General features: G+C 59.3%; 10 protein-coding genes. 4 read left to right on the top strand and 6 right to left on the bottom strand.

All coding sequences use genetic code 11. From position 1 onward, the window contains the following. Window positions 1–93 precede the first annotated feature (93 nt). The 5 genes from AYK65_RS27865 to AYK65_RS32185 form a co-directional block, all read right to left on the bottom strand. Complete coding sequence (locus AYK65_RS27865; RefSeq protein ID WP_081162443.1) at window positions 94–564, bottom strand: NUDIX hydrolase; 471 nt, start codon at window positions 562–564, stop codon at window positions 94–96. Window positions 565–796: 232 nt separating this feature from the next. Beyond that, complete coding sequence (locus tag AYK65_RS27855; RefSeq protein WP_081162438.1) at window positions 797–2,620, bottom strand: ABC transporter ATP-binding protein; 1,824 nt, start codon at window positions 2,618–2,620, stop codon at window positions 797–799. A gap of 12 nt (window positions 2,621–2,632) precedes the next feature. Continuing rightward, window positions 2,633–3,619, bottom strand: coding sequence for a hypothetical protein (locus tag AYK65_RS27850; protein ID WP_139793369.1), 987 nt, complete (start codon window positions 3,617–3,619; stop codon window positions 2,633–2,635). Between the two features lie 67 nt (window positions 3,620–3,686). Continuing rightward, entirely contained in the window at window positions 3,687–3,863 is a 177-nt protein-coding gene (locus AYK65_RS32645; protein ID WP_172402077.1) for a hypothetical protein, read from the bottom strand. Window positions 3,864–3,967: 104 nt separating this feature from the next. Then, the gene (locus tag AYK65_RS32185; RefSeq protein WP_139793368.1) at window positions 3,968–4,267 is read right to left on the bottom strand and encodes a hypothetical protein; all 300 of its coding nucleotides are present in this window, start codon (window positions 4,265–4,267) and stop codon (window positions 3,968–3,970) included. Between AYK65_RS32185 and AYK65_RS27845 the strand changes: the two genes are divergently transcribed. The 3 genes from AYK65_RS27845 to AYK65_RS27835 are packed head-to-tail and all read left to right on the top strand — an operon-like array spanning window position 4,232 to window position 9,804. Continuing rightward, window positions 4,232–5,494, top strand: a complete 1,263-nt coding sequence (locus AYK65_RS27845; protein WP_081162433.1) for a metallophosphoesterase family protein — start codon at window positions 4,232–4,234, stop codon at window positions 5,492–5,494. The genes AYK65_RS32185 and AYK65_RS27845 overlap by 36 nt on opposite strands. Next, on the top strand, window positions 5,494–8,994 hold the full coding sequence (locus tag AYK65_RS27840) for an AAA family ATPase (protein ID WP_081162430.1): 3,501 nt from the start codon (window positions 5,494–5,496) through the stop codon (window positions 8,992–8,994). Before AYK65_RS27845 ends, AYK65_RS27840 begins: the two co-directional genes overlap by 1 nt. Before the next feature lie 60 nt (window positions 8,995–9,054). Beyond that, window positions 9,055–9,804, top strand: coding sequence for an NYN domain-containing protein (locus AYK65_RS27835; protein ID WP_081162461.1), 750 nt, complete (start codon window positions 9,055–9,057; stop codon window positions 9,802–9,804). A gap of 511 nt (window positions 9,805–10,315) precedes the next feature. Here AYK65_RS27835 and AYK65_RS27830 read toward each other — a convergent pair. Beyond that, the gene (locus AYK65_RS27830) at window positions 10,316–11,974 is read right to left on the bottom strand and encodes a RecQ family ATP-dependent DNA helicase (RefSeq protein ID WP_081162428.1); all 1,659 of its coding nucleotides are present in this window, start codon (window positions 11,972–11,974) and stop codon (window positions 10,316–10,318) included. Window positions 11,975–12,477: 503 nt separating this feature from the next. Between AYK65_RS27830 and AYK65_RS27825 the strand changes: the two genes are divergently transcribed. Further along, window positions 12,478–12,822, top strand: coding sequence for a hypothetical protein (locus AYK65_RS27825; protein ID WP_244560129.1), 345 nt, complete (start codon window positions 12,478–12,480; stop codon window positions 12,820–12,822). The last annotated feature ends 98 nt before the right edge of the window (window positions 12,823–12,920 follow it).

Raw genomic sequence — 12,920 nt, 5'->3', positions numbered from 1 at the left:
GGACGTCAAGGACCGCAGCGGGCTCGAAGCAGTCTTTGCCTATTGCATCCAAACGGCTGCACAGGGTCTCGACGTCCCCCTGATCTAGAGAGACTAGATACCCGCCGCTGTTATGAGCAGATGCCGGACCGGCTTGCGATCGACGAATTCCACCTTCACGTGCCTGAGTACATGGCGCTGCCCCGCAAACGGAACCATGGTCAATGCTTCCTCGAACGAAACCCAGCGAGACTCGCTGTGCTCGTGGTTGATGACAACGATCGCCTGGGAATCCACAAAGCCGACGAAGACCGGCAGCAAGGTGATCGCGTCGCAGTCAGCTTCATAGAACTGCTCGCAAATGTCGGCAGAGTACCATCTATTGCATGCCAGTCCGGTCTCTTCCTTCACCTCGCGGAGAGCAGCCTCCCATGCCTTCTCGCCATCCTCGATGGCTCCTGCAACTTGGCACCACTCGCCGACCAGCGTGTGATTCCTGCGAAGAAGCAGGACCTCCGGCTGACCGTCGACGACGCGCAGGAGTACAACCGACACAGCAAAACAACGTACGGGGATGTCAGCCATTTGTCGCCTCAGGTCTCAAGTGGGAGATATCAGCCAGGGCCATAACAGAACGGCTCATCCAGAAGTCGTCCTGACGCAGGTGCGCGATGCTTCCCTGTTGCGCCGCACATATCCGGCGGCATTCGAGAGGCATCTTGATCCATGCTGCGATGATGAACTTCAACGTAAAGCCATGCGTCACGATGATCTGCCTTTCGCACGGGCGCGCGCGTCAGCATTCCAACAAACGGGCTCAGTCGCTCCCAGCTACTTGCCTATCCCAGAGCTCACGATAGAGAGTGCTGGACTCGAGGAGACTCTCGTGGCTGCCGATGGCCGAGACACGCCCTGCCTCCAAAACAACAATTTTGTCAAAGCCACGCACTGTGGAAAGACGATGAGCAATCGCGATCACGGTTGCTTCCCTAGAGTAGGAAGCGATGGCGTCCTGAACGACGCTTTCGCTTTTTGAATCGAGAGCGGACGTGGCTTCGTCGAGGATTAGGACTGGACGCCTTCGCAGAAAAGCACGTGCCAGCAAGATCCGTTGTTGTTGTCCCCCGGACAGCTTTGCGCCACGGTCACCAACTATAGTGTCGTAGCCGTTTTCGAGGTTCAAACTCTCGATGAATGCGTGCGCGTCCGCCATTCTCGCCGCACTAACGATTTGTTCGTCGTCGGTGCGTTCGGCGGCAAACGCGATGTTATCTCGAATGGATCGGTGAAACAGCGCATCGCTTTGGGAAACGACGGCGAAGTTCCTTCTCAGGGTTCCGACGGGAAGGGATTTGATGTCGACGCCGTCAAAGGTGATGACGCCCGCCGTCACATCGTAGAGACGAAGCAACAAATCAACGAGTGTAGACTTGCCGGCACCCGACGGACCGACAATGCCAACCCGCTCGCCTGGTTGAATCTCAAGCGTAACGTTCCTGAGAATAGGTCGCGCTGGGTCGTAGCCAAAGCCGACTTGGTCGAATTTGATGAGAGGAACTTTGGCAATTGGCGCATCGGAGCCGCAAGGCGCGGACGTCTGCGCTCCGGCGCTTATGGTCGATCGAGCGTCGCCGATCGTTCCGAGGGTCTGCGTCAGACCCTCCCAGATCGACACGAACCAGCCGGCATCGGCTGCCATGCCACCCGCCAGCGTGACCGCGGCAACGAACTCGCCCGGCGTAACACTCTGGGCATTCAGACCGTAAAGACCCAACAACAGGACCGATGCCATGAGTCCCGTATTCAGGAGGCGGATGGAAAGGCCGGTGAACGTAGTCAGCCGATTGATCTTCAGGCTGTTGCTGTTTTGCCGTTCGATCGCGCCCAGAACGAGGGCATTTTCCTCTTCGTGGGCAAAGGAGGTTTTTATCGCGCGAATGTTCGAGAAGAACTCGGTGATGGAACCATTGACGATGCTCGCTGTCTCCGAGATCTTTCGCGCCTGCGAATTTACCTTCGGTGCAAGCCACACAGCGAAGACACCATTCAGTGTGATCCACGCCAGAACGGGCACGACGAAGATCGGCGCCAGGTAAAGGATCAGGGCGGCCGACCCGATAAACCGTATCAGCCCAATCGGAAATCGCCCGGCCAACAACTCCGCGCCGGATTGTACAGCAGTTGAAACTTGGGCGATGCGTCCTGCAACCTGGCCGGCATGGACGCCGTTGAAGTACATCATCTCGTGGCGCCCCGCTGCCCGGTGAGACTGCCACAAAGAAGAGGCCTTCGTTTGACTTTTCAGCGCCTGCATACGCAGAGCGTAGTTCACGAACCAGACAGCCGGATCGAGAAGGGCGTAGGCAATAACGAGGAGGGCGAAGGTCAGCAGGACTTCGGCCGATAGCCGAAGATCCCCGGAGTAAGTGACGACGTCGACAAGGTGTGCAATCGCCCAAAGCCGGGCAAGATCAAACGTTGTCAGGAGCATTCCGGTGGCAACGGATGCGGCAATCGTCCAACGAAACGGTCTCAGAAAGCGCAGCAGAACCTGAAAGGCACCTGCATCGACCGGCAAGTACAGATCATGCTCTCGAATCGAGATGAGGTTTTCGAACTTCTTAAATACCCTATCAAGCATCAATCGCTTCGCCTAGTTTGCGAGGATTTCTCCCATAACCCGCCCGGATAGGGAAGCGCTCCGCAGATAGCATCGGGTGACCGACACCTCTTTAAATGGCTCTTCGAAAACATCGCGCGCGTGGAAACCGGCGGCGTTGTTGAGAATGACCATTCTCCTCGATTCCTGAGGCACAGCATAGCGAACAGGGTTGTTTGCGATCGCTTGCTGAAATTCCGCCAGGTGACGAGTAGCGCTTCCTCCAGTTTCCGATTCCCGCCCAAGGAAAGTGCCGTTCATGAAAGTCACGACACGCCCATCCTCGTCCTCTTGGAAAACCGAGGTTCTTGCACGGTGTGGAGATATGGATTTTACCCCGGATTCGCTGTTGCTGTAGACTGATGGGGTCAGGTCGAAAAGATAATCATTGTTGCAGCCGAGGTTACTGACATAACCGTGCATGGAGGGAATAGACGAGGAGGGAACCCAATAGAAATTTCCTCTTTTCGCGTAATTGATGAAGACGTTGTAGAGCGCTACGTAGTTCGGCACGGCCAGCGTATTGCCCCGGATCGTTCCGTCTGAATGAAATTCCAGAACGTCAACTGGAGATATGTTTTTGATGCCGAGCTCATTCAGAGCGGCATTGTTCTCTTCTGACGCGTTGAACATGGAGAACGGGGTTCTGTTCTCACGGTCGAGGACACTCGGCATGATGTGTTGCGAAATGGACAAAGCGACCAGGGCACCGGTTATGGCATCCTTGGTCACGTCCTCGTAAATGAGGGGAACGTCTATGGCAGCTATGCCAACGTCGGCATTGGATATCTCCGTTCTAATGCGCCTGATCTCCTCAAAAAAGATCTCTCCCGCCAGGGCGCTCAATCTAGCAACCAGATTGGCGTCGCTCGTCGCCACAAGGGGTATCGGCGAGTCGTTTTCCAGGAGAGTGGTTTCACAAAACTCCCTGGTTACGTTCTCTTCGAGCGTAACAATTGGCGCGGCGTCAAAAGCTGGCATGTCCCTGGTTTCCTCAACTCTGGCAACGAACAAGGGGCGCGCAGCGCCCCTTGGATGGGCACGTCGATCAGGCGTTAGCGGGCTTGACTCCGCCACGGCTCCAGCCGCCGCCGATACCGCCGCCGCCACCCACATCATGACCACCATCCGTGCATTCCGGGCGCGTCAGCCCAACGGACAGGCCTTGCGCAAAGGTCTCCATTACAACAGTCTTGGCGGCATCAGTTTTCGTGGTCTCGTTCATAGTAAATCCTTCTTCGTTTGAACAACCTACGCAGAGATAAGCCGTTGCTAATGTAGTTTAATGTGGTGGAGACAGATGTATCCACCAACAATTGTTTTTTATAGTCACAATGATCGGCGGAAACACCCCAAAACTCCATTGGAAAGCCGATTTTTTCCACGGCGCTGGTTACCTATTGTAACAATTTGCCAAGTCGCCGGCTTTTTGTCGGCCTTCGCACCGGCCGAGCCGATGACGCGATCAACCGACCGGCGAAAGCGTAAAAACCCGCCGGACAAAGGTGTGGAGAACAGAACAAAACGCGAATTCGCTATCGCGCCGACTCGGTTGTTGCCATATGAAGACAGGTCAATGCTTGAGGTATCCAATTGGCCTATCGCTTCCTGCATACCGCCGACGTTCATCTCGACTCGCCTCTGAAGACGCTCGCTCTGCGCAATCCGGAACTCTCCGAACTGCTCGGTCTGGCAACGAGGCGGGCCTTCATCCGCGTGGTCGATCTTTGCCTGGAAGAGCAGGTGGACGCGCTTGTTCTTGCCGGCGATCTCTACGATGGCGATCAGACGTCGATGAAAACGGCTCGCTTTATCGCCGAGCAGCTTCGGCGTCTTCATGAGGCGGGCATTCGAACGTTCATCATCCGAGGCAATCACGACGCCCTGTCGAAGATCACGACGGAGCTTGTGATGCCGGACACGGTGAAGGTGTTCGGGGCGAGCGCCGAAGCGGTGGTGATCGACGGTGCCGGCCACTCTCCCATTGCGATCCATGGCCTCAGCTTCGCGAAGCCGCACGCCCCGCAGAGCCTGCTTCGGCACTACGCGCTTCCTGTCCCGGATGCGGTCAACATCGGCATTATGCATACCAGCCTCGGCGGATCGGAGAAGCATGACCTCTATGCTCCGTGCAGTGTCGCGGACCTACAGCAGAGCGGCTTCCGCTACTGGGCTCTGGGTCACATCCACAAGCGGTCGGTCGTCGAAGACGCCGCATCGGTCATCGTTATGCCGGGCATGCCTCAGGGGAGAGACATCAATGAAGACGGGCCCAAGTCGATCTCGCTGGTCACGATCAGGGACGACCGGTCGATCGTGGTCGAGGAACGACCGACGGCGGTAGCGCAATTTGAGCGCCTTGCAGTGGATGTGTCGGGGGCAACCGACTGGAAGGGCATGATCGGCGAAGTCTCGTCTGGCCTCCACAAGCTGCGTGCGTCCGTCACCGCGGAACACCTAGTGGCACGCGTCCAGATAACCGGAACCAGCGACCTGGCTTGGCGGCTGCGTCGCGATCTCGACCTCGTTCGCACCGAGCTGGAGACCCGCGGGACGCTCATCGGAAACCTCTGGATCGACAAGGTGCAATCCGTCTGCCTGCCTCCTGGCAGCGTCAACAGTCGGTCGGGAGCGGCAGGGGAGTTGGCTGCCATCATGGAAGACGAAGTGACTCGGTCGGAAGGCTACCGGCAGGAGCTCAGAGCCATCGCCGAGGAACTGCGCGCGCAGCTTCCAGCCGAGCTTCGCGAGATGTTCGGCTCCGACGAGGTATCGTTCGAGGAGAATCTCGCTGACATTGCCAGGGACGGGTCCGCCGAAGTCTTGGCGCGTCTTCGCCGGGAGAAGGTTGACTGATGCGTATCAACCGGCTTGACCTGACGCGTTATGGCAAATTCACGGATGGCGTCATCGATTTTGGATCTTGTCCCGTCGGCGCGCCCGATCTTCATATCATCTATGGGCCGAACGAAGCCGGAAAGTCGACGACCTCCGACGCCATCCTGGACCTGATCTTCGGCATCGGCACCACGAGCAAATACGGCTTCCTGCATCCGTATGCGTCAATGCGGATAGGCGCGAACATCCGCGTCGCCGGAGAAGATCGAGAATTCGTCCGAATCAAGCGTCCGCAGAACAGCCTCCTTGACGACGAGGAGCGGATTCTGTCCGACGCTCTGATCAGGGCCGATCTTGGTGGCATCGACCGGAACGCCTTCACGACGATGTTCTCTCTTGACGACGACACGCTTGAGAGAGGCGGGCAAAGCATTCTTGCAAGCAAAGGCGACCTCGGCGAGCTGCTTTTCTCTGCAAGCGCAGGGCTGTCGGACCTCAGCCGCCAGCTAATCGAAATCCGCGGCGAGACCGACGCCTTCTACAGGTACCGTGCACGCAGCGGCGCCCTGGGCGACCTAAAGGCGACGCTGCAGGATCTAAAGCAGCAGCGGGAGGCAATCGATGTGCAGGCGAGCGACTTTCAGCGGCTCGTGGCCGAGAGGGATCGATTCAGCCGGCTTTACGACAGCGCCATCGCGGAAAGGACGCAAACGCAGAAGCGGATCGACGAAATTAGGCGCATTCTGCAGGCTATTCCTCCGATGGGACGGCTGTCGGGGTTACGGCAGAAGCTGGCCGACTTGGAGGTGGTTCCGGAGCCGCCGGAATCCTGGCGACAGGAACTGCCTCAGCTAAAGAGCAAGGAGATCGAACACCGCGTCAAGCTGGAGGACCTTTCCCGTTCGTCGGCCTCGTTGCAAGAGGAGATCGCGGGCCTCGACGCCGATCCGGTCGCGCTCAAGCTGGCCGCCAGTATGGAGGAATTTTCTGAGCTCAAGGCCAGATACCTCACGGCCGAGAAGGACATACCAAAGCTTTCGGCGCGCGCAGCTGAGCTTTCGATCGAAAGCATCCTTCTTCTTTTAGGACGACCGGGTGAGGCCTCGCCGAGCAGGCTTATCCTCGACGCTGCTACCGTCGGAACACTCAGAGGGCTGATCGCCTCGAAGTCCGGCGTAGACGCTCGGAAGGCCGCGGCCGCGGACGAACTCGCGAAGGCGGAGCACGGCCTGGCGGAGGAAGGCGTCGGCTTTCGGGAGGCCGATGCGCTTCAGTCAGCGGAAAAGACGAAGGCATTCGAATTGCTTGCCGCGACTTTGAAGGCGCAGCCCCGGTCGGAAGATGAGCTCGTGCTTCGGTCGCTCGCACGGCGGCGCGACGCCGCGTCCGGCGCGTTGTCGGAAGCGATGTCCCGTCTTTTTCCCTGGCGCGGCGCCGTTTCCGAACTCGGCACGATGGCGTGCCCTTCGGCCGCGACAATCGCAAGCTGGAAGAAGCTGTTCAAGACCAGCGAAGAAGACTTGAGGTCCGCGCGCGCGGGCCTGGAGCGGCTCGAGCCCGAGGCGCGGCGGTTAGAGGCCGAGATAGAAGCGCTGCGTAGTCAGGCCGGGGATATCGATGAGGCTACCGCCACGGCAAGTCGCATGTCCCGTGACAGGGCGTGGGCGGAACATCGTCAGACGATGGACGCCGCGTCGGCGGACCTGTTCGAGGCAGCGATGATGGCCGACGATCGTCTTCTCTCTCAACGCCTGCTGCATTATGCGGAGCTAGGTAAGCTCAACCAGCTTCTGCAGCGCCGCGCAACAGTGCGATCGGACATCCAAACGGTTCTTGAGTCCCATAAGCGGGCCGAGGGCGAACTCGAGAAGCTCAGATCAGAGGTCGCTGAGAAGGTGAGCACGATCTCTCCCGACCTTCGGCTCGCGGCCGATCCGCAGGAACTGGAAGAATGGCTTTGTAATCGAGATGCGGCTCTCAAGGCGCGGGATGATCTTGCCGCCGTCGAGCAGGATCTGGCCGATGTCCGGGATCGACTAGCTCAAGCGAGACGTTTGCTAACGCAGGCGCTGAGTGGTGCCGAAGTGCGCTTCCATCCTGACGCCGATCTAGCAGGACTGGCGTCCGCTGCGGACGAAGCGCTGCAAGCGTACAACGAAGCGCTGTCTCATGCGAGACAGATGGAGCGTCTCAGGAAGGATGTCCTGGAGCGCCGAAACACGCTCCACGTGGCGGAGGGGGCGGCGGAAGAATGGGCGCTGGGCTGGAAGACGACCTGCGAAGCATGCTGGCTTGGCGAGCTGAATGGCCTTCCCAGCGTCGACGCGGTCACGGAGATCCTATCGACGCTCGAAAAGCTTGCATCAGCCATAGAGACCAAGGACACATTGATTGACCGCATTCAAAAGATGGAGAAGGACAAAGCGCAGTTTCAGGCGAGGGTGCTTGAGCTCTGCAGCATGCTCTCGATCCCGCCGGACGGAGCACCGGGCGAGCTCGCCCAAGCGGTGGTCGAGAAGGTCCGAGGGGCGGGACTTAATCAGGAGCGCCTCGAAAAACTGGAGCGCGACCTCGATGCAGCCCGGAAGGAGGAGCACGGCCTGAGGCTGGAGCAGCAGCTTCTGGAAGCACGGGCGCGCAAGATGATCGAGTTCTTCGGAGTAGATACGCTGGACGAGGTTGAGGCATATTGCGACCTCGCAGGCAGGCGTCGGGAACTGTCGCGATCGATCTTTGAGCTGGAGCAGGAGCTTATCGAAAGCAGCGGCGCGGGCGACATCGCAGGCGTCGAGACACTGGTCGGCGTCGCAGACAAGATGGAACTCGAAGAGGAGCTTGCCCGGCTTACGCCAATCCTGGAGGATCAGGACCTCAGGTGCAGCGAAGTGTTCAGAGACCGTTCTAGGGCGCAGGACGCCATCGATGCTATCGGGGGCGATTCAATGGTCGCGCAGATCGAGGAGCAGCGGCGAACGACCCTTCTGGAAATAGAGGACGGCGCTCGCCGTTACATGGAGCTGCGCGCGGGAATTGCGGCGGCGGAGCACGGTCTCCGGCTATACAGGGATCGTCATCGCAGCGGCATGATGGCTCGGGCGTCGGCAGCCTTTAGGACGATAAGCCGCGGAGCCTACCAAGGCGTCGCCGCCCAACCTGGCAAGGATGGAGACGTCCTGATCGCCGTAACGGCGGCTGGCGGTTCGAAGGCTGCAGACGAACTGTCCAAGGGCGCTCGCTTTCAGTTGTATTTAGCCCTCCGGGTGGCCGGATATCACGAATTCGTCGGCAATCGGGTGTCGGTGCCGTTCATCGCCGACGATATCATGGAAACGTTCGACGACTTCCGCGCGGAGGAAGCCTTCAAGCTGTTTGCGGAGATGGCGCAGCGTGGCCAGGTCATCTACCTGACGCACCACCGGCACCTTACAGACATCGCGCGGAAGGTCTGCCCCGGAGTCCGGCTCCACGATCTTGATAAGGTCGGGGCGACCAGGCTCGAGATCGTCGCGGCCGAATAGATGACGCTTGATCAGGATACGAGACCTGCAACTTTCGCGGACGAAAGCGAAAAACACCCCATGGCAAACGACATTCCTTCCACGCTCGCGCTCCTGATCGACGGCGACAACGCCTCGCCGAAGATCATTGCCGGCCTGCTCGCTGAAATCGCCAACTATGGCACTGCCAGCGTCAAGCGTGTCTATGGCGATTGGACCAAACCCGATCTCAATGGCTGGAAGGAATGCCTGCTTGAGCATTCACTCCAGCCGGTCCAGCAGTTCTCCTATACATCCGGCAAGAACGCTACCGATGGTGCGATGATCATCGATGCGATGGACCTGCTTTATACGGGCCGCTTCTCTGGTTTTTGCGTTGTGTCGAGCGACAGCGATTTCGCAAGGCTCGCGGCACGGATCCGCGAACAGGGCGTAACGGTATACGGGTTTGGCGAGCGGAAGACGCCTCGCCCGTTCATCACGGCCTGCGACAAGTTCGTCTACTTCGACGTGCTGAAAGCGCCGGGAGAAGAAGTGCTGGCAACCCCTGCTGCGCAGCAAGAGGCGAAGGCAAAGGCGACGAAAAACGCCAGGGATAAGACGCTGCTCTCCATGCTCCGGAACGCCGTGGTTGCCGTTTCCGATGAGACCGGCTGGGCCAATCTCGGCGCCGTCGGCAGTCACGTGGCAAAACAATCGCCGGATTTCGACTGCCGGAACTATGGTTTTGCTCGGCTAAGTGATCTCGTCGAAGCGACGGCAAAGTTCGAGCTGGACCGATCCGGCAAAGCACAAAAAGGCATTCTCGTCCGGCTTTTGCGCCCAAACTGAACAGAGGAAAGGCGCCGTGTCGAGACAATGGCACATAGCAGTCTTGGGGCCAGAATACGCGGGCCTTCCGCTACAAAGCTCTTGAACTCCGCGCTCCCAGATCAGACGAAATGCGCAGGGGCCGGCCGCTGCACGTCACCGCTCGCCTTCCCTGCGCGAGAATTCGTTGGCTCGTTCGGGGTCGTCTGCAGCAATGGCCTTGCTTGTCATCCAGCCGATCACGTCGTTATGCTTGACACGGCTCGAGCCGCCTCGCTGCCCAAGAACCAGCACCGCGGAATCTTTCTGTACCACTGAAAGGACCACGGTGTTGAGCTCGGGAAACAGAGGAGCCTACTTGCGTGCGGCCCTCTTCGGCATTCCAGGCAACGGGAGCTCTAGGACTGATCCGTTCGATCGAACCGCCGGCTCCTCGGTGCGGACGTCTTTTTGGGGTCGGAGAGACTTCGTTACAGCAAATCCTGGACGCAGCGTCCTCCGGAGAAGCGACGATGATCGCCGACGAACTCGCCTAGCCAAAGACGGACGTCAGATGATCCGGCAGCGATTCCTGGCGGGGGTTGAGGCCCGCGCACCGATCGCAGCAATATCTGAAGCGCTGAGGCTTGCTCTCTTTGGCAAAAACCCAGGTTAAAATGCCCCGTCCAAGTCTTTGGCGCGCGGTCACTTTCGGGCCCTCGAAATACTCGACGAGGACCTTCCGGAAGCAGTCCTTCGACCCAAGCAGGCCGGCGAGGTCGTCTATTTGAGAGAACCGCTGCAGCAACATCGCCCGCGCCGTGACCTCGTCGAGTCCCGAACCACTCGCGGTCTTTTCGGCCATGAACCGAAGAAGTCCGACATCACGGCCGGCACGGCGACCGGTTTCGGTGAACGTAACGGCGACGGACTGCCTGCCGTCGCGACCAGCTCGGCCGAACTCCTGCAGATAGTCCTCCACCGATGCTGGCTGCTGCCAATGGATCACCAAACGGACGTCTGGAACATCTAATCCCATGCCGAACGCGTTGGTGCAGATGATGTGGTTGACGAGCGGACGGCTTTCTCCTTGAAACCTCTTCAGCAGTTCCTGCCGATCCCACTCAGTTCCAAGTTTCGAATGATAGAAGGGAATGTCCAGGCCATCGCTGCTGAGATTACTCTGCAATTCCTGCCCGATCCGCGCGGTCGGTACGAAGATCATCGCCTTGCGACCGGCAAACATTGGAAGCCGTAGCAGTTTGGTGATCTCGCGGTGACGAGCTGAGGCCGAAGCGCTCCACCGGATCAGCGCTATGTTTGGACGGTCGACGCCGCGGACGAACACTGTCGCGTCCTCGATGCCTAGCGACGAAAGGATTCGCTTCTGCATGGCCTGTCCCGCAGTCGCAGTGAAGGCAAGGATCGGAGGCGAACCGAGGCTGGCACGGACCTCGCGCAGGCGCCCGTATTCTCGCCGGAAGTCACGGCCCCATTGATCGACGCAGTGGGCCTCGTCGACGACGAGGTACTCGGGCCGGCTGCGCGACAGTGCGTCGCGTTCTCCCTGCCGCTTTACAAAGAAGCGCTCGGGAGCAACGTAAAGGAACTTCACTGCGTTCTTCCCAATCAAGTGATAGCGGATCTCCTTTTCCTCAGATCCGAGTGCGGTGTTGATAAAGGTGGCAGGTATCTTTTTTCGCAAGAGCCCGGAGACCTGGTCGCTCATGAGGGTCTTGAGGGGGCTGACGATGATCGTAAGCCCACGGCGAAGCAGGGCAGGGAGTTGGAAGCACAGCGACTTCCCTGATCCAGTGGGACTGACGACCAGGATCGATTTCCCTGCCAGCGCCGCAAGGACGATTGGAAGCTGCCCTCCTCGAAAATGGGACGCGCCGAACAGCCGGAGGGCGGGGCCGAAGTTCATGTCCGAATCGAGTGCGCGGGCTTCTTCATCCAGCCAGCGGGCGAGACGCATCGCCCATCGTTCGATCACCCGGCGTGCCAGGCCCCCGGCGAGGTTGGGGTGATGCGCCGCATGGCAGCCGTCACAAAGGGTGACAAGGTTCGAGAGCTCGTCGGAGCCGCCCATCGATCTCGGAAGGAGATGATGGACATCGGCGTTGCTCGAACTCAGCTTCGTGGAACACGAGACGCACTGGTATCCGTCTCGCTCAAGAACCAAGCGTCGCGTCTCTTCCCAGTTCCTCACCAGACCGAACTCGTCACACGTTTGCCTCGCTCGCCAAGATGCCGGAAACTCGCTGATAAAAAGTAACTGCAGGCGCCGCTCTCGTGCTCGTTCGGTGAACTGTCAATCGGCGTGCAAAATTTGCACGCCGGAACACAGTGAACTGAGCGTTGTTGACGGAGGCACCCGGCCGCTCGCCTCCTTTGATAGGGGAAGTCTGACCCGTGCGCGCTTTGCTGCACGGGCGTCGCCAAAGAGGCGCAGGGCAGCGTTCCCATACCCGTTCGAGCCGCTCCTCGTCTTGTATCGTGAGAGCGGCTGCGAGTGTGCCCGCAAGACGCGGCCGATGCACGCCCTCGTGGAAGCGCTGAAGAATTCGATCGGTCGATCGGCCCGTCCTTCGCGACAAGCTATCCAAGAACGACGCGCCCGGCCAGCTATGCCGCGCTCTGTGTCATGCTGGGTCCGTCTTGACTAGGGTCTACCAAGCGGCGATGTTTCCTCACGGACGAGGAGCAGCTATGATGACTTACGACTGGCAGGACACTCTGTTGGGCGAAGGGGACCTGGCAAGACGCGCGGCGGCAATGGTGCCCAGGATGCTAGCGCATCCGGCGGTCACTCTCGACCAGGTCTCGCGACTTCGAGGTCACATCGACGACTGCATCGGCAGGCTCGGAATCCTGCTTGTCGAAATGCAGAATGCCGAAGCCGATCAGGTCTTCGTCGAGGCCGCGCGCACGATACGTGATGCATGGCAGAGCCTTGCTCATAAAGCCGCTGAGCGAGCCCGATTGTTCGAAATTGGCTTCGTTGACGTCCGTCCTACGCTGTCAGACAGCAAGGATCAGGGCGTCGCCACGCACTAGAGCGCGTCGCGATTAAACGTATCCGTGCGACGCGCTTTAGATCCTTGCTTTTGTGCATGTCGTTGTCCCAAAACCGCTGCACACTTTTGGGCGACATG

This window comes from Ensifer aridi, assembly GCF_002078505.1.
Classification (GTDB): Bacteria; Pseudomonadota; Alphaproteobacteria; order Rhizobiales; family Rhizobiaceae; genus Sinorhizobium; species Sinorhizobium aridi.
The sequence above is the reverse complement of the archived record's forward strand: the minus strand, read 5'-3'. Positions and strand labels throughout refer to the sequence as shown.

Bases quoted from the DNA above. Each gene is read 5' to 3' on its own strand.
- AYK65_RS27865 (WP_081162443.1), bottom strand. From the start codon at position 564: ATGGCTGACATCCCCGTACGTTGTTTTGCTGTGTCGGTTGTACTCCTG.
- AYK65_RS27855 (WP_081162438.1), bottom strand. From the start codon at position 2,620: ATGCTTGATAGGGTATTTAAGAAGTTCGAAAACCTCATCTCGATTCGA.
- AYK65_RS27850 (WP_139793369.1), bottom strand. From the start codon at position 3,619: ATGCCAGCTTTTGACGCCGCGCCAATTGTTACGCTCGAAGAGAACGTA.
- AYK65_RS32645 (WP_172402077.1), bottom strand. From the start codon at position 3,863: ATGAACGAGACCACGAAAACTGATGCCGCCAAGACTGTTGTAATGGAG.
- AYK65_RS32185 (WP_139793368.1), bottom strand. From the start codon at position 4,267: ATGAACGTCGGCGGTATGCAGGAAGCGATAGGCCAATTGGATACCTCA.
- AYK65_RS27840 (WP_081162430.1), top strand. From the start codon at position 5,494: ATGCGTATCAACCGGCTTGACCTGACGCGTTATGGCAAATTCACGGAT.
- AYK65_RS27835 (WP_081162461.1), top strand. From the start codon at position 9,055: ATGGCAAACGACATTCCTTCCACGCTCGCGCTCCTGATCGACGGCGAC.
- AYK65_RS27825 (WP_244560129.1), top strand. From the start codon at position 12,478: ATGACTTACGACTGGCAGGACACTCTGTTGGGCGAAGGGGACCTGGCA.